The organism is Ramlibacter sp. (genome assembly GCF_041916345.1).
Taxonomy (GTDB): domain Bacteria; phylum Pseudomonadota; class Gammaproteobacteria; order Burkholderiales; family Burkholderiaceae_C; genus Ramlibacter.
Genome location: NZ_JAYRZR010000075.1, coordinates 1 through 20344, shown reverse-complemented (window position 1 = coordinate 20344; position 20344 = coordinate 1). Strand labels below are relative to the sequence as shown.

At 68.6% G+C, this 20344-nt stretch carries 23 protein-coding genes; 12 read left to right on the top strand and 11 right to left on the bottom strand.

The window, feature by feature from the left end:
• Positions 1-217: 217 nt before the first annotated feature.
• Positions 218-1924 (bottom strand): hypothetical protein, encoded by a 1707-nt coding sequence (locus ACE3T5_RS16645; RefSeq protein ID WP_374669208.1) that lies wholly within the window; start codon positions 1922-1924, stop codon positions 218-220.
• A gap of 308 nt (positions 1925-2232) precedes the next feature.
• Between ACE3T5_RS16645 and ACE3T5_RS16640 the strand changes: the two genes are divergently transcribed.
• The 4 genes from ACE3T5_RS16640 to ACE3T5_RS16625 are packed head-to-tail and all read left to right on the top strand — an operon-like array spanning position 2233 to position 4650.
• Positions 2233-2628, top strand: coding sequence for a GIY-YIG nuclease family protein (locus ACE3T5_RS16640; protein WP_374669207.1), 396 nt, complete (start codon positions 2233-2235; stop codon positions 2626-2628).
• A complete protein-coding gene (locus ACE3T5_RS16635; RefSeq protein WP_374669206.1) occupies positions 2625-3104 on the top strand; it encodes an AsnC family transcriptional regulator in 480 nt (159 codons plus the stop codon). Before ACE3T5_RS16640 ends, ACE3T5_RS16635 begins: the two co-directional genes overlap by 4 nt.
• A gap of 7 nt (positions 3105-3111) precedes the next feature.
• Positions 3112-3624 carry a hypothetical protein gene (locus ACE3T5_RS16630; RefSeq protein WP_374669205.1) on the top strand — a complete coding sequence of 171 codons (513 nt, stop codon included), beginning with the start codon at positions 3112-3114 and terminating at the stop codon, positions 3622-3624.
• A 15-nt stretch (positions 3625-3639) separates the two neighbouring features.
• Positions 3640-4650 (top strand): aldo/keto reductase, encoded by a 1011-nt coding sequence (locus tag ACE3T5_RS16625; protein WP_374669204.1) that lies wholly within the window; start codon positions 3640-3642, stop codon positions 4648-4650.
• On the opposite strand, the gene ACE3T5_RS16620 is transcribed toward ACE3T5_RS16625, so the two are convergent.
• Positions 4647-5522 (bottom strand): DMT family transporter, encoded by an 876-nt coding sequence (locus tag ACE3T5_RS16620; protein ID WP_374669203.1) that lies wholly within the window; start codon positions 5520-5522, stop codon positions 4647-4649. The genes ACE3T5_RS16625 and ACE3T5_RS16620 overlap by 4 nt on opposite strands.
• Positions 5523-5648: 126 nt before the next feature.
• On the opposite strand from ACE3T5_RS16620, the gene ACE3T5_RS16615 reads away from it, so the two are divergent.
• Positions 5649-6113, top strand: a complete 465-nt coding sequence (locus ACE3T5_RS16615) for a Spy/CpxP family protein refolding chaperone (RefSeq protein WP_374669202.1) — start codon at positions 5649-5651, stop codon at positions 6111-6113.
• Positions 6114-6143: 30 nt separating this feature from the next.
• Here the strand turns inward: ACE3T5_RS16615 and ACE3T5_RS16610 are convergent, their stop codons facing one another.
• From ACE3T5_RS16610 to ACE3T5_RS16600, 3 genes are read right to left on the bottom strand one after another with little or no spacing between them, the layout of a single operon-like run.
• Positions 6144-7115, bottom strand: a complete 972-nt coding sequence (locus tag ACE3T5_RS16610) for a Bug family tripartite tricarboxylate transporter substrate binding protein (protein WP_374669201.1) — start codon at positions 7113-7115, stop codon at positions 6144-6146.
• 15 nt (positions 7116-7130) lie between these two features.
• Complete coding sequence (locus ACE3T5_RS16605; protein ID WP_374669200.1) at positions 7131-8543, bottom strand: FAD-dependent oxidoreductase; 1413 nt, start codon at positions 8541-8543, stop codon at positions 7131-7133.
• 9 nt (positions 8544-8552) lie between these two features.
• Entirely contained in the window at positions 8553-9557 is a 1005-nt protein-coding gene (locus tag ACE3T5_RS16600) for a tripartite tricarboxylate transporter substrate-binding protein (RefSeq protein ID WP_374669199.1), read from the bottom strand.
• Between the two features lie 81 nt (positions 9558-9638).
• Between ACE3T5_RS16600 and ACE3T5_RS16595 the strand changes: the two genes are divergently transcribed.
• From ACE3T5_RS16595 to ACE3T5_RS16585, 3 genes are all read left to right on the top strand, one after another.
• Positions 9639-10520 (top strand): helix-turn-helix domain-containing protein, encoded by an 882-nt coding sequence (locus ACE3T5_RS16595; protein WP_374669198.1) that lies wholly within the window; start codon positions 9639-9641, stop codon positions 10518-10520.
• 92 nt (positions 10521-10612) lie between these two features.
• Positions 10613-11308 (top strand): response regulator transcription factor, encoded by a 696-nt coding sequence (locus tag ACE3T5_RS16590; RefSeq protein WP_374669197.1) that lies wholly within the window; start codon positions 10613-10615, stop codon positions 11306-11308.
• Positions 11301-12695, top strand: a complete 1395-nt coding sequence (locus tag ACE3T5_RS16585; protein ID WP_374669196.1) for a sensor histidine kinase — start codon at positions 11301-11303, stop codon at positions 12693-12695. The genes ACE3T5_RS16590 and ACE3T5_RS16585 overlap by 8 nt, the downstream gene beginning before the upstream one ends.
• Positions 12696-12700: 5 nt before the next feature.
• On the opposite strand, the gene ACE3T5_RS16580 is transcribed toward ACE3T5_RS16585, so the two are convergent.
• The 3 genes from ACE3T5_RS16580 to ACE3T5_RS16570 are packed head-to-tail and all read right to left on the bottom strand — an operon-like array spanning position 12701 to position 15158.
• Entirely contained in the window at positions 12701-13234 is a 534-nt protein-coding gene (locus ACE3T5_RS16580; RefSeq protein ID WP_374669195.1) for a VOC family protein, read from the bottom strand.
• A gap of 23 nt (positions 13235-13257) precedes the next feature.
• On the bottom strand, positions 13258-13482 hold the full coding sequence (locus tag ACE3T5_RS16575) for a DUF2783 domain-containing protein (protein ID WP_374669194.1): 225 nt from the start codon (positions 13480-13482) through the stop codon (positions 13258-13260).
• 14 nt (positions 13483-13496) lie between these two features.
• A complete protein-coding gene (locus ACE3T5_RS16570) occupies positions 13497-15158 on the bottom strand; it encodes an FAD-dependent oxidoreductase (protein ID WP_374669193.1) in 1662 nt (553 codons plus the stop codon).
• Between the two features lie 207 nt (positions 15159-15365).
• On the opposite strand from ACE3T5_RS16570, the gene ACE3T5_RS16565 reads away from it, so the two are divergent.
• The 3 genes from ACE3T5_RS16565 (at position 15366) to ACE3T5_RS16555 (ending at position 16629) form a co-directional block, all read left to right on the top strand.
• Positions 15366-15611 carry a DUF1778 domain-containing protein gene (locus ACE3T5_RS16565; RefSeq protein WP_374669192.1) on the top strand — a complete coding sequence of 82 codons (246 nt, stop codon included), beginning with the start codon at positions 15366-15368 and terminating at the stop codon, positions 15609-15611.
• A gap of 140 nt (positions 15612-15751) precedes the next feature.
• The gene (locus ACE3T5_RS16560; protein WP_374669191.1) at positions 15752-15988 is read left to right on the top strand and encodes a GNAT family N-acetyltransferase; all 237 of its coding nucleotides are present in this window, start codon (positions 15752-15754) and stop codon (positions 15986-15988) included.
• A 149-nt stretch (positions 15989-16137) separates the two neighbouring features.
• Positions 16138-16629 (top strand): hypothetical protein, encoded by a 492-nt coding sequence (locus ACE3T5_RS16555; RefSeq protein ID WP_374669190.1) that lies wholly within the window; start codon positions 16138-16140, stop codon positions 16627-16629.
• A gap of 102 nt (positions 16630-16731) precedes the next feature.
• On the opposite strand, the gene ACE3T5_RS16550 is transcribed toward ACE3T5_RS16555, so the two are convergent.
• Positions 16732-17055 carry a 2Fe-2S iron-sulfur cluster-binding protein gene (locus tag ACE3T5_RS16550; protein ID WP_374669189.1) on the bottom strand — a complete coding sequence of 108 codons (324 nt, stop codon included), beginning with the start codon at positions 17053-17055 and terminating at the stop codon, positions 16732-16734.
• 12 nt (positions 17056-17067) lie between these two features.
• Positions 17068-18246 (bottom strand): cytochrome P450, encoded by a 1179-nt coding sequence (locus ACE3T5_RS16545; RefSeq protein WP_374669188.1) that lies wholly within the window; start codon positions 18244-18246, stop codon positions 17068-17070.
• Positions 18247-18413: 167 nt separating this feature from the next.
• Between ACE3T5_RS16545 and ACE3T5_RS16540 the strand changes: the two genes are divergently transcribed.
• Positions 18414-19307 (top strand): AraC family transcriptional regulator, encoded by an 894-nt coding sequence (locus ACE3T5_RS16540; RefSeq protein WP_374669187.1) that lies wholly within the window; start codon positions 18414-18416, stop codon positions 19305-19307.
• On the opposite strand, the gene ACE3T5_RS16535 is transcribed toward ACE3T5_RS16540, so the two are convergent.
• Positions 19261-20223 carry a LysR family transcriptional regulator gene (locus ACE3T5_RS16535; RefSeq protein WP_374669186.1) on the bottom strand — a complete coding sequence of 321 codons (963 nt, stop codon included), beginning with the start codon at positions 20221-20223 and terminating at the stop codon, positions 19261-19263. The two genes, ACE3T5_RS16540 and ACE3T5_RS16535, sit on opposite strands and share 47 nt — an antisense overlap.
• Positions 20224-20344 lie beyond the last annotated feature (121 nt).

The window sequence follows — 20344 nt, the reverse complement described above, 5'->3', positions numbered from 1 at the left end:
CCTGACCGAAGGATGAGAGCGGCATTGATGGGAATCGCGACGGGCTTTACGATCCATAGCGGCTGGCCTTCGGTGAGACGGGGTGGGAGCTTCGTAACCAACCATCCTATCGACCCGAGGTCAGCCAACCTCCTTTACGATCAACAACTTGCGCCTGTCGCCGGAGGGCGGGTGGCTAAAGTAAGTGCCATTCGGGTCAGATCCAATTTCTGAGCGCTCACTCGTCCAATGCCACGCCCAGATCGGCCAGCACAGCCCGTTCGTCAAAGCCGTCTTTTTCCATCTGGGCGCGCACGGCCTTGATGAGGTCATCGGGTTCGGCGAGCGGCAGGCTGGACGCCAGCAGGGGGCGCATGTCGTCCATCATCGGGTGATCGATGTGGGGGTTTTGCAGACCCAGCAGTTCGCGCAGCTTCAGCAGCAGAAGGATGGCGACGGGGGTGCGTGACCAATGTATCTTGTACTCACGCCACCATGAATCACCCACTTCATGCGCATGGTGGGTATGAAGGTCGCATACCGCAAGGCAATGCGGGAGCAGCACGCTGGGGTCAGGATCGCGCCACACAGCCAGCAGACCATCGACGATGGGGTCGCCTCGGACTTCGCTCTTGTCCAAACTCTCGGGATCACCCTCGATATGGACCGAGGGTTCCCCCAAAGAGTCAGCAAACAGCCGCAGGGTCAACGAGGTGAAACATCCAAAAGAACTTGGGTTGTGAAACCCCATGCGCACGGCTTGCAGTTGAACGCGGGCCGATCGCAACGCCTGGGCGGTTCGACCGGTAGCCACACCAAATGCGGCAAAAGAAACATACCTTGAGTAGACGACGCGCCTAGGCACCAGAGACGTCTTGTCGCGAAGAAACTGAAAGTGAAGGGCTTTTAGCTGGTTCAGATACATGGCTTCCATTGCCGTTGCCGCCGCCGTAGAGTTATGCAAGCCATCTACGATCATGCCCAGCTGCCAGCGTGCGGCCATTGCATCTGCATATCTTTCTGTACTCGGCATATGGGAGTGCCAGGGTTTCCAGGGGGGGGCGGGCGGGCTACTGTCGATTGGCACCCCAGGTATCGGCTTTTGTATACCGTTGAGCACATAGTATTCAAGGTCGCTTCTTTCGCCCGCTTCAAACCCGGGTTGCCAATTCTTTTGAAATGTCAAACTGCGCTTTAGTTGCTTGCGCCATTTCTCGCTTACCCCGGGCCTGTCTGTCGCCGGGGTCTTCGGCGCCGTTGCGGCCACACTGGACGTGCTGCCTGCGGCTGACCGGCTAGTCGCCAGCGCTTCACACCGTTTGGCCAGAAATTTCATCAACCAGACCGTCTCTACCCCCACATAGCCTTCCTCTTCGCGGTTGACGATGGATAGCGGGTCTATCCAGGTGTTGTCTACTGCGGCTTCCTGCGCAGCGGCGATCGCGCCCTGGATCAGGCTGTCGCTTGCGGCTGCGTCTTCCGTTTGCGCCAGCTGGTACATGCCCTGGATGTTGGCGCTGTCGTAGATCTCAAAGTCATCGCGTGCCAGCGTCTTCAGCACATCGGCCAGCGCCAGCAGCTCTGCCTTGTCCAGGGGCTCGGGGCCTGCGCAGCGCTGCGCCAGGTAATGCATCAGCCAATGGTCGTGTACGTGGTAGCGCCCGCTGGCTTCAACCACTTCGCTCAAGCTGCTGTCGCCGTAGTCTTGCCTGCCATGCGCGATCACGCGGGTCAGCAGCGCATGGTTGTCTGGGTTGGCTGGCAGCGAATAGTCGTTGGCACTGTGGCCCGCAAACTCGGCAGCCGCTTCGCCTAGCAGTTCGGCCAGCGTTTGCAGTTCCAGTGCGGACAGTTCCGGACTCTCCGTGGGGGTGGCTTGTGTGGTCATATTCAATAAATATTGGGTCTTCGTGGAACAGATGGGTGTATTGGTCCACAACACCAACTGCGGTGGCTACCAGCGCCTGCAGTCTGTACGACACATCTTCAGACATTGCGCGGTAGTTGGGGTCAAAATCCCATTCCTGATCCCACGGCCTTGCCGCGGCCAGGACGATCCCCGTCCAGGCAGGTAGGCAGTGCACACCGCGCCCCGCGCTGCTACACTCCGCGCCTTCAGGTGCTGAGGGGCGCCTGCCCGCACAAGAGGCTCTCACCCTCCAGACGTCGCTTCGCTTTCCGACCTGACAGTCCGTTCTTCTTGTTCGCCGGCTCCCGCGCGGGATGGGCCGATTGCGCACCAGGAGAGCTGTCATGGCACCCATCCCTTCCGTTTCTCCCACGCCGCTCGCCGGCGACCGTCGTCGCGCCTTGCTGCGCGAAGCCCGCGAGGCGCCGCCGCCCGTGGGCGTGTTCCTCATCCACTGCCTTCCTACCGGCCGCATCCACGTCGGCGGCAGTCTGAACGCGCCCGCGGCGCTGCAGCGCACGCAGTTCGAGCTGCGCCTGCGCCAGCATCGCCGCCCGCAGCTGCAGGCCGACTGGAACCAGCATGGCCCCGAGGCCTTTCGCTTCGAGGTGATCGACCGCGTGAAAGGCCGCGACGAACCCGGCTTCGACTGGCAGGGCGAGCTGGATGCGCTGGTGGCGCTGTGGCGGCAGGAGCTGGTCACGGGCGACTTGCAGGCCTACGGGGAGATCGCGCGATGAACGCCGTTCACGAGCAAGTCGCGCGGGATGCGCAGGGGGCGGCCCGCCGGGATCACGCGCTGGCAGACTGTCTGCGTGTGTCCGCCGCGCATGCGAGCCTGAACCTCAAGCTCGACGAAGAGCTGGGCACCTGGCACGGCCTGGCCTGGGCTGACTTCCGTTTGCTCGACCAGCTGGATGCAGCCGGCGGCGCCAGCGGCCTCACGGCCCTGGTGCGGCCATTGGGCCAGCGTGCGCCCGCCGTGCTGCGGCAGGTGCTGCAGCTGGAGAAGACCGGCCTGGTGGCGCGCGAGCCAGCGCCTGGCGCCAGCAGCGGCCGCATCGTGCTGCGGCCCGCGGGGCGGCGCGTGCTGCAGGAGGCGCGCCTCACGGCGGGTGCCATCTGCGCGGCCGCTGCTGGCCCATCGCCAGCCGCCACGGATGACGCGCCTGAATGGCTGGAGGGCCTGGCACGGTCTCCGGCGCTGGCCTTGTGAGCGCCCCATGACCGCCGCGCTCGACGAGCTGAAGATCCGCGCCCGCGTGCGGCTCAATCGCGAGCGGCGCGAGAGGGCGGCTCGACCGCAGGAAGCCACGCTGCCAGGGCCGACGCCGCGCGGCCCGCGCCTGCGCGACGGCCTGCACGAGGCCGCGCGCGAGGTCGGCTTTCAGCACTGGGACCATGCGCGCCACGTGCTGGGTGGCCTGGCGGGCCCGGGCGACGATCACGGCAGGTTCTGGCATGCGCCGCGCTGCAGCACCTTGCTGAATCTGTGGTTTGCCGATCTCGACCGCGCGCGAGAGGCCCTGCGGGCCGCCGGGGCGCAGGCGGTGCTGCTGCCTTTCCGGCGGCAGTTCGTGGTGGTGCAGCCGCCCTTCATCCGGGAACTGGGCCTGGATCCGGCGGATGGCGCCTGGTCCGCCGCAGGCCGAGATCTTGTCGCGGCCTATGGCTCGCCCGCCTGGTCAGCGCTGTGCCTGGCGCGCCTGCGGGCGCCGGACGCGCGCTTCGGTTGACGCTAAGCTTGCGCGATGAGCACGCGCAAACTCGGCCCCTTCGACGTCACCGCCCTTGGCCTGGGCTGCATGAACCTGAGCCATGCCTATGGCGCGCCGCCACCCGTGGAACAGGCGGAGCGCCTGCTGCTGGCTGCGCTGGATGCCGGCGTCACCCTGTTCGATACCGCCGCGCTGTACGGCTTCGGCGCCAACGAGACGCTGGTGGGCCGCGTGCTGCAGCCGCATCGGCAGCGCATCACGCTCGCCAGCAAGGGCGGCATGGCCGGCGTGACGGGCGATGACGGCGTGGTGCGGCGCGTGATCGACGGCCGGCCCGAGTCGGTGATCCGCAACTGCGAGGACAGCCTGCGCCGCCTGCGCACCGACGTGATCGACCTGTACTACCTGCACCGATGGGACAAGAAGGTGCCCATCGAGGACAGCGTGGGTGCGATGAGCCGCCTGGTGGAGCAGGGCAAGGTGCGCACCCTTGGCCTTTCGGAGGTGTCAGCCGTCACGCTGCGAAAGGCGCATGCGGTGCACCCCATCACCGCGGTGCAGACCGAGTATTCGCTGTGGACGCGCAATCCCGAGATCGCGGTGCTCGCCGCCTGCCGCGAACTGGGCGTGACCTTCGTGCCGTTCAGCCCGGTGGCGCGCGGCTTCCTGTGCGATGCGGTGCATGACGTGACGGCCTTCGACGCCAAGGACATCCGCAGGGGCATGCCTCGCTTCGACCCCACGAACCATGCGCGCAACCTGGCGCTGCTGCCTGGGTACAAGGCCATCGCGCAGGAGGCCGGCTGCACGCCGGCGCAGCTCGCGCTGGCCTGGCTGCTGCATCAGGGGACGGACCTCATCCCCATCCCCGGCACCACGAGCGAGGCGCACCTGCACGAGAACATGGGCGCGCTCGACGTGCGGCTCGATGCCGCGCTGCTGGCCCGGCTGGATGCGCACATCAACCAGCGCACCGTGGCCGGCCACCGCTATGGCGCGCAGGCGCGGGTGGAGGTGGATACGGAGGAGTTTGCGGAAGCCTAGCGCCGCCGCAGCATCGCCAGCCCCGCCCCCACGATCAGCGCGATGCCGACCCAGGCCAGCGCGTTCGGCACATCGCCCCACAGCGCCCACCCCAGCACCAGCGCGAACAGCAGGCCGGTGTAGCGGAAGGGTGCGATCAGGCTCATCTCGCCGCCGCGCATGGCGATGATGATCAGGTAGTAGCCGCCGCTCAGGAACACGCTGGCCGCGGCGAGCTGCCCCAACTGCACGGGGCTGGGCACCTGCCACGGCTGCGCCAGGCTCCACAGCCCGGACAGCACGGTCACGGTGATGGCCGTGCTCAGCGTGATCAGGATCGCCGGGATGCGCGCGTCGATGGTTCGCGTGGTCAGGTCGCGTCCGGCGTGCAGCAGCGTACCGCCCAGGCACAGCAGCGCATAGACATTGAAGGCCGCGCCGGCCGGCTGCACCACCAGCAGCACGCCGACGAAGCCGGTGGCGATGGCCAGCCAGCGCGCAGCCGACACGCGTTCATGGAACGCGACGACCGCAAACAGCGTGATGAACAGCGGCGTGGCCATGTTGATGGCTGTCGCATTCGCCAGCGGCAGATGGAACAGCGAGGTGAGGTAGGCCAGTGTGGCGAAGCCGTCGAAGCCGGCGCGCAGCAGCACGCGCCCGTTGCCGAGGCTCGCGAGACCTCGGTGCGCGCCCAGCAGGACAGCGATGCCCAGCAGCAGCCCGGTGGCGAACACGCCGCGCAGGAAGATCAGCTGCGCCGCCGGCAGTGACTCACTCACCAGCTTCACCAGCGAATCGTTGGCCACGAAGCTGGCCATGGCGGCCGACATGGCCAGGATGCCGCGGCGGTTGGCGGCGCGCAGGGCGGTCGGGTCGGGCAGGGGCGTCAAGCGGCCGATTCTAGGCAGCGCCCCGTTGAAACAAACCGAAAAGAAGCGATACCGCGCCGCGATGACGCACGCGTGAGGCAGGCGCACGATCACGCCATCGTCAACCTGTTCCTGAAAGGACACCCCATGAAGACCTGGATTCGCCGCACCCTGCTGGCCGTTGCCGCCACCCTCACCCTCGGCGGCCTGGCCGCCTGCGGCCACCGCATGGACCACCCCCGTGCCAACATGACGGCCGAAGAGCGCGCCGAGTGGCGCGAGAAGGCCGTGAACCGTGTGGCCGGCAAGCTGGACCTGAACGCCGAGCAGAAGCAGAAGCTGGGCGTGCTGGCCGACAAGCTGCAGGCCCAGCGGCAGGCCGTGATGGGCGCCACCGACCCGCGCGCCGAGGTCCGTGCGCTGGTCGCGGGCGACAAGTTCGACCGTGCCCGCGCGCAAGCCTTCGTCACGCAGAAGACGGCCGCCGTGTCCACGGCCAGCCCCGAGGTCATCACGGCCCTGGGCGACTTCTACGACAGCCTGAACGCCGAGCAGCAGGCCAAGGTGCGCGCCTTCCTGGAGCGGGGCCGTCGCCACGGCTGGCGCTCGTGAAGGCAGGTGGACGTGGTCGTCGGGGCCTGCCTACTCCATCCGGACGTTTGCGGCCTTGGCCACCGGCTCCCATCGCGCGCGCTCCGACAGCGCGAGGCGGCGGAACTCCTCGGGCGTGCCGCCGGTTGGCTCGGCCCCCATGTCCAGCAGGCGGGTGCGGACATCCGGCGAACGCAGGACGTCCGTGATCTCCTTGGACATCTGGGCCACCAGGGGCGGCGGCGTGCCGCCCCGCATGAAGAAGCCGATGGAGGAGACGCCGTAGAGATCGGGGTAGCCCGAGTCGATCAGCGTCGGCACATCGGGCGCCAGGGCCGAACGCCGCGGCCCGCCCGTGGCGATCACGCGGACACGCCCCGCCTTGTGCTGCGCGAGGTAGTCGGAGATGACAGAGATGCCCGCCCCGATCTGGTTGCCCAGCAGGTCGGTCAGCAGGGGTTGGCCGCCCTTGTAGGCGACCAGCTGCAGGTCGATGCCCGTGATCTGGCGCAGCCGATGGATCAGCAGGGCACCCACGCTGCTCATGCTCGACGTGCCGATGTTGCCCTTGAGCGGGTCGGCGCGGGCCGCGGCCAGGAACTGCGCCATGTTCTGGATACCGGAGCCCATGCTCACCGTCAGCGCATGCGGGATGTGCACGCCGTCGCAGATGGGGATGAGGTCCGTATCCGGATCGAACGGGAGCTTCGCGAACAGGAACGGGAAGAAGGCCGCCACGGCAAGGGGCGCGAACATCACGTAGCTGCCGTCGGGCTCGGTCGACTTGAGGAACTGCGAGGCGACCAGCCCCGTGCCGCCCGCCTTGTACTCCACCAGCGTGTTGCGCTTGAGCGTGTCCTTCAGGCGGTCCGCGACGAGCCGCGTGATGTTGTCCATGGAGGCACCGGGCGGCACCACCACGATGAAGCGGATGGTCTGCGGCAAGGTCTGCGCGCGGACGCTCGCCGCACCGACCCCCACCCACGCGGCGATGCCGCTGCAAAGCTGTCGTCTGTTCAGCATGGATCCACCTCCTGTTCAGAAAATCGGTTCCGACCACACCAGCTGCTTGGGTGTGATGCCGGCGTGCACGCTGCGGGCGGCCGCCAGGCCGGCGATCTCGCCGGTCTGGGTGCACCAGGGGAAGTTGCGCATGACCATGAAGATGGTCTCGAACGTGAAGGACAGCGAGGCGCCCGTCAGCAGCAGGTTGTTCACCTCCCTGGGCAGAAAGCACCGGTAGGGCACCTCGAAGGTGTAGCGGGTGAAGTTGTCCCAGAAGAAGGTCTTGGTCATGGGCCGCGTCACCGCATCCGGGAAGCGGTGCTCCTCGCGCGCGTCCTCGATGGAGAACACGTATTCGCCCAGCGGATGCCGGCCGTCCCGCACGCCCACGTAGCGGCCCACATGCACGATGAAGGCATCCTGGAAGCCGGGGACGTACTGCCTGAGGAAGCGGGCCTCGGCGTCGATGAGGCGCCGCAGTTCCCTGCGCGCGCGCGAGGCATGCTCGGCGTCGTCGTCCATGTGCAGCGCCCACTCGTAGGGGACGTTCTGCCACAGGATGAAGGTGCCCGGGCCCTGGATGGGGCTCATGTCCACGGTGGGGTGGCCGATGTAGTGGTCCCCGTACACCCCCTTGTCGGCCAGCCGCGGCCGGTACAGCTCGGGCGGGATGTCGCCGGCGGCGCGCGCCTGGTTGATCAGCTTGCTGAGGGCGGGATCATCCTCCCGCTGCTGGTAGGCGACGGTCTGGGCGAAGTCGATGCCGCTCATGATCCAGAGCAGCCCGCCCGGGATGGGGCGGCTGGTGCCGTCGCCCAGCGTGCCGGGCTGGCGCCCGCCGCCGCGCACGAAGGGGGCCCCCGCGCGCGCCACGACTTCGGCGGTGCCCGAGCCTTCGACGAACACCTTGCCGCGGATGGCGCCCCGGCCGCTCACCGTCTCGATGATGGCGTGCGTGATGCGGCGCTGGTCGCCGTGCGGCTCCATCTCCACATCGACGAAGGTCGCGCCGTAAATGGCCTGGACGCCGGCTTCCTCGAGCATGCGCACCATGATGTTGCCCGCGCCGTCCGGGTTGAACGAGACCCGCTTGAACGGACTCCCCGGTGGCAGGTAGTAGTCATAGTGCGACAGCGCGTTGCCGGCCCAGCCCGGCAGGTTGGTCTCGTCGGCGGTGTAGATGCAGCCTTCCCGCGCGAACCGCTCCATCAGCTCGGTGTGGATGCCGCCCACGCCGGGGTTGGCGGCCCCCTGCAGCCCCGAGGTGTGGACGCCGCCGGGCATGTCGAACTTCTCGACCATCACCACGCTGCATCCTTCGCGCCGGGCGCGCAACGCGGCGGCAAAGCCACCGGGGCCGCCGCCGATCACCACCACGTCGGCCTCGGCGACGACCGGAACCCCCTTGGGGCTGGCGGCGCCCTGCGATGCCTGATCCTTCTGCATGCGGGTTCCTCAGTCCGTCGGCGTGAAGCCGGAGGCACGGACGATGCCGGCCCAGCGATCGTAGAGCGCCTTGAGGTTCGCCTTGAACTGGGCGGGCATGGCGGGCGCGACCTCCAGGCCGAGCTGCGCGAACCGGGCCTGGGTTTCCGGCTGCGCCAGCATCTGGTGCGTGACGGTCGCCAGCTGGTTGGCCATCTCCGCCGGCATGGAGGCAGGGGCGTAGAGCGAGAAGGACTCCTCGATCACGATGTCCGGGTAGCCGAGCTCGGTGTAGGTCGGCACGTCCGGCGTGAAGCGCGAGCGCGTGACGCCCGTGCTGGCGATCAGCCGCAGCTTGCCGCTGGAGAGAATGGGCAGTGCTTCCACCGGCGTCAGCACGCCGGAGGCGATCTGCCCGCCGATCAGGTCCTGCACCAGTGGCGCCATGCCGCGGTAGGCGACGTGGGCGTACTCCATGCCGGCCCTGCGACCGAGCATGATCCCCGAGAAGTGCGCGCTGGTGCCCGCACCCGGCGAGCCGAAGGAGGCCTCCTTGGGGTTGGCGCGGCACCACGCCACGAACTCGGGCAGGGTCCGCACGGTGGCCGGCACCATGGGCCCGATGGCCAGGAAGAAGGGGAACTTCGCCAATGGCGTGATCGGCGTGATGTCGACCAGCGGGTCGTAGCGCAGCGACTTGTAGATGTGCGGGAACAGCACCATCATGCCGCTCGGGCTGACCAGCAGGCTGGTGCCGTCACCCGGACTGTTCTTGACGTGTTCCACCGCCAGGCGCCCGCCAGCGCCAACCTTGGGCTCCACGATCACCGCGTCCGCGTGGCGCCCACGCAGGTGGTCCGCCAGGATGCGGGCCAGGACGTCAGACGAGCCGCCGGGGGCGAAGCCGGTGGTGATCGTGGCGAGCCGCAGCCGGGCGGCTTGCGCCGTCGCGTTCCATCCACCCGCCGCCGCCAGCAGCGGAAGGCCCATGCGAAGCAATGCGCGCCGCCGGGTGTGCCATGCAACTTCATTCATGTTCAGGTCTCCTGCCGGGACCTTAGCTTTCGTGGCGCGACCCAGCCAAGCGAAAATCACGCGAAGTACACGGAGTGAAATTTGGAAAGCGTCAAGACCATCCGTGCGGTGGAGCGTGCGTTCGAGGTGCTCAGGGCGCTGCAGGCCCGGCCGCAGGGCGCGACCCTGATCGAGCTGAAGAGCGTGACCGGGCTGTCGGGCCCGACGCTGCTGCGATTGCTCAAGACCCTGATCGCGCAGCAGGCCGTGCGCCGCAGCCCGATGGACCAGCGCTATCGCAACAGCATCCAGCTGCAGGGCCTGACGCGCGGCATGACGCCCTCGGAGCGTCTGGCGGACGTGGCGGCGCCCTGGCTGGACAGCCTGTGCCAGCAGGTGGAGTGGCCGTCGGACCTGGCCATCCATGACAGGGACGACGACTACATGACGGTCCTGGAGTCCAGCCTGCGGCAGTCCCGCTTCTACGTGCGCCGCGCACCCGGGCGCGTGCGCGTGAACCTGCTCGGCTCCGCGGCCGGAACGGCCTATCTGGCCGCACTGACCGAGAGCCGGCGGCGGGAGTTGGTGGAGTGCGCGCGCCTCGGCCGGGACCCGCACAACGCCGCGGTGATCGCCTCGGGCGACCTGGAGCGACGTGTCCAGGAGGCGCGGCGCATCGGCTACGCGCGGCGGGCGCGCCAGTACCGGGGCGGCGGCTACAACAAGCCGGCCCGCGACGATGCGCTGCATGCCATTGCGGTCCCCATCGTGCATGCGGACTGGGTGGTCGGATCGCTGAACATCAACTGGAATCGCCGGGCCTTGTCGGAGCGCGAGATGGTGGCGCGCCATCTGCCGGCCTTGCGTGCTGCCGCGCGGGGCATCGGTGCCTCCATTGCCGATCTCGGCATCCTGCCGGAACTGCCAGGCCTGGAGGCGGCCTGCGCGCCCGAGGAACTGGCCCAGCTTTGCAACAGTCCCTGACGATGGGCGAGTGCATGGTTGAAGTCCGCAGAGTTCACGTGGTGCCGCCGTTCGCGCCCTTGGCAAGCGCGTCGGGTGCCACAATGACCCGCATGCCGCGGCTGCTGCTGATCGACGATGACGCGGGCCTGGGCGAGCCGCTGGCCGCCTACGTGGCCCGCTACGGCATGACGCTGCAGCAGGCCACGCGTCCCAGCGAGGGCCTGGCCCTGCTGCGCGCCGGCGGCTTCGACGCCGCCATCCTGGATGTGATGCTGCCCGAGATGGACGGCCTGGCCTTGTGCCGCGTGATCCGTGCCGAATCGGACATCCCCATCGTGATGCTCACCGCGCGGGGTGAAGTGATGGACCGGGTGCTGGGCCTGGAGCTGGGCGCCGACGACTACCTGCCCAAGCCCTTCGAGCCGCGCGAGCTGGTGGCACGGCTGCAGACGGTGCTGCGGCGTCGCGTGGCCGCGCCGGCACCGGACGGCCGGCTGCGCTTCGACGGGCTGGTGATCGACCCGGTCACGCGCGGCGTGCTGCGCCAGGGCGAGGCGGTGGAACTCACCGGCTCCGAGTTCGAGCTGCTGCTGATGCTCGCGCGCGAGCCCGGCAAGGTGTTCACGCGCGACGACATCCTGGCGCGGCTCCGCGGGCATGAGGCGGACCTGTTCACGCGTGCGGTGGATATCGTGGTGAGCCGGCTGCGCCGCAAACTGGAGCCGCTGGAGGCGATCCGCACGGTGCGGCACACCGGCTATGCGCTGGCGCTGCGGCGTGAAGGTGCGGAGGCACCGCATGGCTGAGACGGGCGCGCCGCAGGCTTCTGCATCCGACGCGCCACCGCGCCCGGCCGGCCTGCGCGAGCAGGCACGCAGGGTGCGACATCGCTTCGCGCACTCGCTGCGCGCGCGCCTGGTCGCGTTGTTCCTGCTGCTGGCCTTCGCCATGACGGCCGTCTTCCTCTATGGCATGCAGCGCGCGCTGACGGCGGGCTGGCGCGACGCCGCACGGCCGCTGGTAGCGGACTACGTGGACCGCCTCGTGCGCGAGCTGGGCACGCCGCCCAGCGTGGAGCAGGCGCGGCGCCTGGCGGAGCGGCTGCCCATCGTCATCCGCATCAGCGGCCCGCAGGTGAACTGGCACAGCCTGCCCGACAACGAGGACAGCGACGAGCGCTGGCGTCGGAGGGACCAGTGGCTGTATGAACGCGAGGATGACGGCAGCGGCGCGAGTCTGCTGTCACGGCGCACGGCGGACGGCCATCGCGTCGACCTGGGCCTGAACCTGAGGCCCTGGCGGGATCGGCCGCGCTTCATCGGCTGGGCCACGCTGGCGGTGATGCTGCTGCTCACGGCCGCGGCCTACCACTACGTGCGGCGGATGCTGCGGCCGCTGGACGACATCCGCGCGGGCGCTCGGCGCTTCGGCGAGGGCGAGTTCGCGCAGCCCATCCCGGTGCGGCGCCGCGATGAGCTGGGGGAACTGGCGCACGACGTGAACGGCATGGCGTCCAGCCTGCACGGCATGCTGGATGCCAAGCGCGCCTTGCTGCTGGCCATCAGCCATGAACTGCGCAGCCCGATCACCCGCGCCCGCCTGCATGCCGAGTTGCTGGACGACACGGGGGACACGGGGCAACGGCGCACCGCGCTGCTGGGGGACCTGCGCGAGATGGCGGATCTGGTGGCGGACCTGCTGGAGAGCGAGCGGCTGGGTCTGGGGCATCAGGCGCTGCAGCGCGAGCCCACCGACCTGCGCGCGCTGATCGACGAGGTGCTGGGCACCCTGGCCGCGCGCTGGCCGCGAGCGGGCGAGGTGCGGGTGGAAGGGGCTGGCGCATCGCCGTTGGTGCGGGTCGATCCCGCGCGCACACGACTGCTGCTGCGCAACCTGCTGGACAACGCGCTGCGCCACACGCCGGCCGAGGCGCAGGCGCCGCTGCTGCGGCTGGAGGTGGAGGCGGACCGCGTCTACTTCACCCTGCGCGACTGGGGGCCGGGCGTGGAGGAGGCCGCGCTGAAGCGGCTGAGCGAGCCGTTCTACCGGCCGGATGCAGCGCGGGAGCGGGCGACCGGAGGCGTCGGGCTGGGGCTGTACCTGTGCCGCCTGGTCGCGCGCGCGCATGGTGGTGCGCTGCTGCTGCGCAATGCGCAGCCCGGGCTGGAGGTGCGGGTGACGCTGGGGGTGTGAGGGGCCTAAGCAAACTCCTTCTCGTGCATCCACGCCGCGTGCTTGGGCGCCTTCTTCGTGCGATCCCACTCCATCACCATGTCCCACTTCACCGCGTCAAGGCGCTGGTACATGTCGGGCGTGCCGGTGTTGGCGGCCAGCTCCAGACGGTGGCCGTTGGGATCGAAGAAGTAGATCGACTTGAAGATGGTGTGGTCGGTCACGCCCACCACGTCGATGCCGGCGGCCTGCAGGCGGTCCCGCGTGGCCTCCAGTTCGGCCACGCTCTCGACCTCGAAGGCGATGTGCTGCACCCACTCGGGCGTGTTCTCGTCGCGGCCCATGGGCGGCGAGTTCGGGATCTCGAAGAAGGCCAGGATGTTGCCACCACCCGCGTCCATGAACAGGTGCATGTACGGGTCCGGCGCCTTGGTGGAGGGCACCTGGTCCTCGGCGATGGCCAGCACCAGCTTCATGCCCAGGTGCTTCTCGTACCACTCGGCGGTGGCGCGGGCGTCCTTGCAGCGGTAGGCGACGTGGTGGATCTTGCGGATGCTCATGATGGTGTCCTCGGGTCTCGTTGTCAGATGTCCTGCCGCGCGACGGCCAGCGCCTCGCGGATGACGGCGATGTCGCCGACGTGGTTGGCCAGCAGCAGCACCAGGCGCGCGTTCAGGCGCTCGCTCTGCTCGTCGCTCAGGTCGCGGTGCGCGTCGATCAGCGCCTCGTAGAAGTCGTCACCGGGGCTGAAGTCGCGGAAGTAGCGCCGGCCCGGCTCATTGAAGTTCGGTTGTGTCTGCAGGGGCATGACGGGTTCTCCTCTCAGGCGTTGCAGGTGGCGCGGGCCAGGGCGGCGCGCACGGCGGCGGCATCGAAGCCGCGCCAGCGCGCGCACACATGCTGGTCGGGGCGGATCAGGTACAGCGCGCCATCGCCGGCGTCGTAGCGCTGGCCGGCCCAGCCTTCGGCGTCGGCCAGCACGGTGAGGCCGGCGAGCTCGCCACCCTGCGGCGTGACGACCAGCGTGCGCACCGGGATCTCGCCCGCGGCCAGCTCCGCCGCCTTGTCGCGCAGGGCGGCGGGCACGGCGCTGGTGCTGCTCGCGAAGCACAGCAGGGTGAACGCGCCACCGAGCTGGTCCAGCAGCCAGGCGTCTTGTCCGCCCTTGCTGACCGGGGCATCGGCCATCGGCGCGCCGGGCACCATGTCACCCTGGAAGCGATCCGCGTCCGGCGTGTTCAGCCGCGACTGCGTGAGGTAGCTGGGCACCGACAGCCGGCCCGAGTTGACCAGCTTGCGCGCGAAGGGCTGCGTGCGCGCCAGGTCCAGCACGGCATCACGGAAGACACGGCTGGCACGGCTCTTGGGCGTGATGAAGTCGGTGGAGCGGGTGGAGTTGAGCAGGTTCTCGTCGGCGGCGTAGACGCGGTCTTCGCTGTAGGTGTCCAGCAGGCTATCGGGCGCGTGGCCCTGCATCACCAGCTTGAGCTTCCATAGCAGGTCGTCGGTGTCCTGGAAGCCGGAGTTCGCGCCGCGCGCGCCGAAGGGCGACACCTGGTGCGCGGCATCGCCGACGAAGAGCACGCGGCCCTGGCGGAATTCCTTCATCCGCCGGCACTGGAAGGTGTAGATGCTCACCCATTCCAGCTCGAACGGCCGGTCCTCGCCCAGCATGGCCTTCAGGCGCGGCAGCACGTTCTCAGGCTTCTTCTCCTCCTCGGGGTCGGCATCCCACCCCAGCTGGAAGTCGATGCGCCAGACATCATGCGCCTGCTTGTGCAGCAGCACCGTCTGGCCGCGGTGGAAGGGCGGGTCGAACCAGAGCCACCTCTCCGCGGGGAACTCGGCTTTCATGATCACGTCGGCGATCAGGAAGCGGTCCATGAAGATGCGGCCGTCCACATCCAGGCCCAGCATGCGTCGTGTGGGGCTGCGCGCGCCGTCGGCGGCGATCAGCCAGTCGGCCTCCAGCGCGAACAGGCCATCGGGTGTTTCCACCTGCAGGCGTACGTGGTCCGCCTGCGGCTGCACCGACACCACCTTGTACTTCCAGCGGATGTCCGCGCCCAGGGTCAGCGCGCGCGTGATCAGCGCCTCTTCCAGGTGGTACTGCTGCAGGTTGATCATGCCCGGGCGCTTGTGGCCGGGCTCGGGCACCAGGTTGAACTGGTAGACCTCGTCATTGCGCAGGAAGGTGCGGCCCACGTTCCAGCTCACGCCCTGGTCGCAGATGGGGTCGCCCACGCCCAGGCGGTCCAGGATCTCCAGCGCGCGCTTGGCGTAGCACACCGCGCGCGAGCCGATGGAGACCGTGTCGTCGTCATCGAGCACCAGCACCGGCAGTCCTTGCAGGCGCGCGTCGATGGCGGCGGCCAGCCCCACCGGGCCGGCGCCGATCACCACCAGCGGGCGCCGCTGCGGCGGATCCGCCCGCAAGTCAGCCGGCGGCGTGTACGGGAATCGGGGATAGGCGTAGGCCCCCATGCGTGTCTCCTCGTCGGTCGCCGCACCGTGCGGCGATGGGGGCGTAATTTACGATGGAGAAACGCGTTTCACTAATCGTAATGATGGGTGGGTTGATGCAGATCAAGGTTTGGGGGCAGTGCGGCGGCCGCCGGTGGTGGCCTGATCCAGTCTCCTTCGTGGCGACTGCGTTACGCTTGGCATCCTCTGAATCGGAGAGGCGTCGACATGAGGGCCAAGGTAGCGGGCAGGCAAGCGGGCGCGGCAGTGGCCCGGTCCTCGGTGCGGTCCGTGCTCAAGAGGGTACCCACCCTCCGACTTTCCCGTCGTGACTGCGAGCGCCTGCTCGACCTGCTGGATAACCCGCCCAAGCCAAATGCGCGGCTCAAGGCCGCCATGAAGCGCTATCAGAAGGCCAGGCGAGTCGACGCACAGGGCTCCCAAGTCGGTCGTTCCTTTGACTGGCGGCCCTGATCGGCATGGCTTTGACTACGGCCGGCGGAACCGGGCGACTGGCTGCGAGGCGTGACCCGGTAGCAGCAAGACAAGGGTCTGTCGAAGAGTTTCGTCGCTATGGGGGTCGCAGCAATCAGCGCCGCCGGAAGCTGCCGCGAATGATCCCGGGCGTGCGGCTGGGCCGATTGGCCGTGCATCAGCGCTACCAGGGCAAGCGCTTGGGCGAGATCATGCTGATGGACGCTATCGAACGCGTTCGCCGGATCACGGAGCATGCCGGCGTGGTGTGCCTGTTCGTTGATGCGATCGATGACAAGGCCGCGCAGTTCTACGCGCGCTATGGCTTCGAGGCCTTCCAGGACGAGCCGCTGAAGTTGTTCCTGCCGGTGAAGTGAGCCAGGGGAATTGGGCGCAGACGCCAGTTTCCACCCCCTCTACGATTCAGCCTGAATAGCCTTGGATGCCCACAGCACATCTATCCCAGCAAATCGGCGATGAGCCTCAGTGGCGACTGTTCAGCACGATGTTGGCGATCCTTGTGGGCATGACGACGGTCGCGGCCGTGATGCTTCCGGACTCGCCTAACGAACTCCCGCCTGCGCTTCGGCACCTGATCGATCTGGTGGGTTCGATTCCCAATATTCAAGCGTTTGCGGCGAAAGCCAATAGCCCGACGTTTATGGGCGCCTACCTGGCACTTGGCCTGATCCTCACAACGCTTTGCACCACAGCTTTCATCGTCCTTCGCGATAGGGCGGAACGAACGACACCGTTCCAGTCCGATGACAGGAAGCTGCTATCTGTCATCGGCATCGCGATGCTGTCGATCCTGATCACCTCAGTCTGGTGGTATCCCGGGATTCCCCACAAGCCCATCGGCCTGCTGGAGGGGCGCTGGGGAGCGTTTGCCTACCTTGCGCTGTCCAGCCGGATTGGAGCTGCAACCTTGGGAAACGCGCTCTTTTTTGTGGGCCCGTACTTGTGCATATCGCTGTTGTGGATCAGCTTTCAGCGGCCCGTCCTGGGCGGTCGCTGATTGTGAGGGATGCGACGGGTAGCGAGGTCCGGTTTCCAGTCTCCGCCCACCTCTGGAAAATTCCTGGATTCCCGCCTGCGGGGGAATGACGGGGGAGGGCGCCTACTCCTGATTCGCCGGCAGTTCCACCCGCAGCCCATCCAGCGCCGCCGTGGCGCGGATCTGGCAGGCCAGACGGCTGTTGGGGCGGCGCTCGGCGGCCACGAAATCCAGCATGGCGGCTTCGCCCTCCGCGGGCGGGGGCAGCTCGGCGAGGCGCGCTTCGTCCACGTAGCAGTGGCAGGTGGCGCAGGTGCACGAGCCGCCGCACTCGGCCAGGATGCCGGTGATGTTGTTCGCCAGGGCGCCCTGCACCAGCGTCCAGCCTTCGGGCAGGTCGATGGTGGTGGCCTGGCCGTCGGCCTCGACATAGGTGATGTGCGGCATGCGTCGTGCTCCTCAGGCGGCGGTGGTCAGGTCCAGCACCAGCGGGCTGCGGAAGGTGGAAGAGGGCATCCAGGCCAGTTGATCGGCCACGCGCCGGTACTTCGGCACGACCTGGTGGAACTCCTCGAAGGCGATGCGCACGGCCAGGCGCGCGATGGCGGTGCCCAGGCAGGCATGCACGCCGCCGCCGAAACCCAGGTGGCCGCGCGGCTTGCGGTGGATGTCGTACAGGTCGGGGTTGGGGAACTGCCGGTCGTCGCGGTTGCCGCTGCCGTAGGCCAGGCAGACGAAGTCGCCTTCACGCATGGTCTGGCCATGCAGTGTCACGTCCTTCATCAGGCGGCGGCGGAAGCGCTGGGCCGAGGTGTTGAAGCGCAGGCTCTCTTCCACCGCGTCCGTCAGCAGGGCGGGGTTCGCCACCACGGCCGCCTGCGACTCGGCATACGTCGCCAGGTTGTAGGCGAACATCATCATGAAGCCGCCGAGGGATTCGACGCCGGCCATGATGAGCGTGGTGGTGGTCAGCAGCACTTCACGCTCGTCGAGGCGGTCCCCGTCGATCTCCGCCTGTGCGAAGTGGCTGATGAGGTCGTTGCGCGGCTCGGCACGGCGCATGGCGATCACGCGCGAGGCGTAGTCCTGCATCCACTGGTAGGCCGCGATGTGCTCGGGGCCCTTGGCGCGCGTGCGGGCATCGCTCTGCACCATCAGCACCGCGTTGTCGCGCACCTCCTGCTCAGAGGCCAGCGCTTCGTCGCCCATGGGCAGGCCCAGCGCGGCCATCAGCACCTTCACGGTGAACTGGGACGACACGTCCTTGAAGTCGAACGTCTCCACGCCGCGCAACTGCGAGAACACGTCGCGGGCGATGCCGCGGATCGGCTCTTCCAGCGCCAGCAGGTTGCGCTTCATGAAGGCATGCTGGATCAGCGCGCGCAGGCGGTCGTGCCGCGGCGGATCGGAGCTGCCCAGCGTGGCGCCGGCGCGGCCGGGCAGCTCGGTCATCAGGTTGCCGCTGGCCGACGAGTAGGTCTGCCAGTCGTTCAGCGCGGTCACGATGTCCGCGTAGCGCGACAGCACCCACATCTGCGCCTCGGGGCTCCAGAAGCACGGGTGCTGCTCGCGGAGCACGCGGTAGTACGGGAAGGGATCGGCGTCGATGGCCGGCGAGTAGGGATCGAAGCGGAACATGGGGCGGTCTCCTCGGGGGTGGCCGCACTGTAGGTTTGACCTGCCGCAATGGCACTGCACAAAGATGCACGCGGCATGGCACTTTTCGATCCAATTGGCGCATGGCCGCACGCGCTGCATCCACCGCTTCCCGCAGGGCCGCCCCTCATGGGCGGGGTTGCCTGCCGGTGCCCACGTTTGCACTTTACGGCGAGCCGGTCGATGCGCCCGGGCAGGACCTGCTGCACATCGAGGAGGTGCAGTCCCGCAGCCGCCTGCATCACTGGGAGATCGCGGGGCATGTGCACCAGGGCCTGGTGCAGGTGGTGTGGCTGATGCGCGGTGCGGCCACCGTGGCGCTGGACGAGACACGGCTGCGCGTCGATGCCCCGGCCGCCGTCGTGGTGCCGCCCGGCGTGGTGCATGGCTTCCGCTTCGCGCCCGAGACCGATGGCCTGGTGCTCACGCTCAGCCCGCGCTTCCTGCTGGAGGGTGAGTCGCAGGCCAGCGGCCCGGCCTTCCAGGCGCTGTTCTCCCGGCCCGGCGTGGTGCCGGTGGACGACGCGGATGCCGCTGCGCGTCTGGATGCGTTGCTGCGCGCCCTGGCGGCGGAGTTCGCGCAGCCAGGCGCCACGGAGACACCGGTGGTGGCCTGGCTGGCCCGCGCCGCCGTATGGCGGCTGGCCGAGCTGCAGGCCCGGCGCCAGTCCGCGCGAGAGGCCGAAGAGGAAACGGGCCGGACATGGCGGGACCCCGCGCTTTACGCCCGCTTCGTGCTGCTGGTGGAATCGCACTTCCTGGAGCACTGGACGCTGGAGCGCTATGCCTCGCGCATGGGGCTTTCCACCTCTCGGCTCAATCGACTCGTGCGTGCCGAGACAGGCCAGCCGGCACTGGCCGTGGTGCATGCGCGCCTCACGCGGGAGGCCTGCCGGCGCCTCGCCTACATCGCCGCGCCCGCGGCCAGCCTGGCGGCCGACCTGGGGTTCGAGGACCCTTCGTACTTCTGCCGCTTCTTCAAGCGCCGCACGGGCCTCACGCCGCAGCGTTGGCGGCAGCAGCATCGCGACGCGGCGCGCTGACGGGCGGCTCGCTGGGGGCGAGTGAAGGCTCCACGCAGGCCAGCAGTTGCTGGCGCAACCATTGATGGGCGGGATCCTGCTGGTAGCGCAGGTGCCACAGCGCATACATCGGCATTGGCGGGCAGGCCACCGGCGGCGCGCAGTGGGCCAAGCCGCGCAGCGTGTGCCGCGCCAGCAGGCCGGGCACCGTGGCCAGCAGGTCGCTGCCGCGCAGGAAGGCCGCCAGGCCACCGAAGCCGGGCACGCTGACCGCGAAGCGGCGGCGCATGCCGCGTGCCTCGAGCTGCTGGTCGATGTCGAGGCTGCGGCGCGGCTCGTAGACCACGGTGGCATGGGCAGACCGCAGGTATTCCTCCACGCCCGCGGGGGCACCGCGCACGGCGGGGTCGTAGAACACGCGGTACTGGTCCTCGAACAGGCGCTTCTGCACGATGTCGCCGCCGGCTGGTGGCCGCGGGCTGATGACGATCTGGCAGTCGTCGCTGCGCAGCATCTCCAGCCGCGGCACGGCCGACTGGATGACGCGCAGGGCCAGCCCGGGCGCTTGCGCCCGCAGGCGCGCGGCCAGTGCAGGCAGCAGCAGATCCCGCTGGAAGTCGTTGGCGGCGATGGTCACCGTGCCTTCCCAGCGCGAGGGGTCGAAGCCGGCCTGCTGGCCGAAGCGCTGCAGCGCGCCCAGCAGCTCGCGCGCCGGTCCGGCCATGGACTCGGCCCGCGCCGTGGGCACGATGCCGCGCCCGCACTTCACGAACAGCGGATCACCAGTGAGGGCGCGCAGGCGGTCCATGCCGTGGCTGACCGCGGATTGCGTGACGCCCAGCCGTTGGGCTGCGCCGGTCACGCTGCCCGTTTCCAGCACCGCCAGCAACAGCTGCAGGCTGCGGCTGTCGAAGCCTGATTCATCGATTCGGCTCATGCGTGGGATGACGAGTCATTGGTAGACGTTGGTTCCTAAATTGAATAAATCCAGGAGCGAACGCCCCCTTCCAAACCGTGCATGCGGATTTCCCGCACACGGCTTACCAGTGGTCTGTCGG

What these genes read in the sequence shown, in the direction of transcription:
- ACE3T5_RS16565 (WP_374669192.1), top strand. Translation starts at nt 15,366, where the DNA reads ATGAGGGCCAAGGTAGCGGGCAGGCAAGCGGGCGCGGCAGTGGCCCGG.
- ACE3T5_RS16615 (WP_374669202.1), top strand. Translation starts at nt 5,649, where the DNA reads ATGAAGACCTGGATTCGCCGCACCCTGCTGGCCGTTGCCGCCACCCTC.
- ACE3T5_RS16600 (WP_374669199.1), bottom strand. Translation starts at nt 9,557, where the DNA reads ATGAATGAAGTTGCATGGCACACCCGGCGGCGCGCATTGCTTCGCATG.
- ACE3T5_RS16570 (WP_374669193.1), bottom strand. Translation starts at nt 15,158, where the DNA reads ATGGGGGCCTACGCCTATCCCCGATTCCCGTACACGCCGCCGGCTGAC.
- ACE3T5_RS16555 (WP_374669190.1), top strand. Translation starts at nt 16,138, where the DNA reads ATGACGACGGTCGCGGCCGTGATGCTTCCGGACTCGCCTAACGAACTC.
- ACE3T5_RS16625 (WP_374669204.1), top strand. Translation starts at nt 3,640, where the DNA reads ATGAGCACGCGCAAACTCGGCCCCTTCGACGTCACCGCCCTTGGCCTG.
- ACE3T5_RS16585 (WP_374669196.1), top strand. Translation starts at nt 11,301, where the DNA reads ATGGCTGAGACGGGCGCGCCGCAGGCTTCTGCATCCGACGCGCCACCG.
- ACE3T5_RS16535 (WP_374669186.1), bottom strand. Translation starts at nt 20,223, where the DNA reads ATGAGCCGAATCGATGAATCAGGCTTCGACAGCCGCAGCCTGCAGCTG.
- ACE3T5_RS16610 (WP_374669201.1), bottom strand. Translation starts at nt 7,115, where the DNA reads ATGCTGAACAGACGACAGCTTTGCAGCGGCATCGCCGCGTGGGTGGGG.
- ACE3T5_RS16605 (WP_374669200.1), bottom strand. Translation starts at nt 8,543, where the DNA reads ATGCAGAAGGATCAGGCATCGCAGGGCGCCGCCAGCCCCAAGGGGGTT.
- ACE3T5_RS16635 (WP_374669206.1), top strand. Translation starts at nt 2,625, where the DNA reads ATGAACGCCGTTCACGAGCAAGTCGCGCGGGATGCGCAGGGGGCGGCC.
- ACE3T5_RS16545 (WP_374669188.1), bottom strand. Translation starts at nt 18,246, where the DNA reads ATGTTCCGCTTCGATCCCTACTCGCCGGCCATCGACGCCGATCCCTTC.
- ACE3T5_RS16575 (WP_374669194.1), bottom strand. Translation starts at nt 13,482, where the DNA reads ATGCCCCTGCAGACACAACCGAACTTCAATGAGCCGGGCCGGCGCTAC.
- ACE3T5_RS16560 (WP_374669191.1), top strand. Translation starts at nt 15,752, where the DNA reads ATGATCCCGGGCGTGCGGCTGGGCCGATTGGCCGTGCATCAGCGCTAC.
- ACE3T5_RS16580 (WP_374669195.1), bottom strand. Translation starts at nt 13,234, where the DNA reads ATGAGCATCCGCAAGATCCACCACGTCGCCTACCGCTGCAAGGACGCC.
- ACE3T5_RS16640 (WP_374669207.1), top strand. Translation starts at nt 2,233, where the DNA reads ATGGCACCCATCCCTTCCGTTTCTCCCACGCCGCTCGCCGGCGACCGT.
- ACE3T5_RS16590 (WP_374669197.1), top strand. Translation starts at nt 10,613, where the DNA reads ATGCCGCGGCTGCTGCTGATCGACGATGACGCGGGCCTGGGCGAGCCG.
- ACE3T5_RS16630 (WP_374669205.1), top strand. Translation starts at nt 3,112, where the DNA reads ATGACCGCCGCGCTCGACGAGCTGAAGATCCGCGCCCGCGTGCGGCTC.
- ACE3T5_RS16550 (WP_374669189.1), bottom strand. Translation starts at nt 17,055, where the DNA reads ATGCCGCACATCACCTATGTCGAGGCCGACGGCCAGGCCACCACCATC.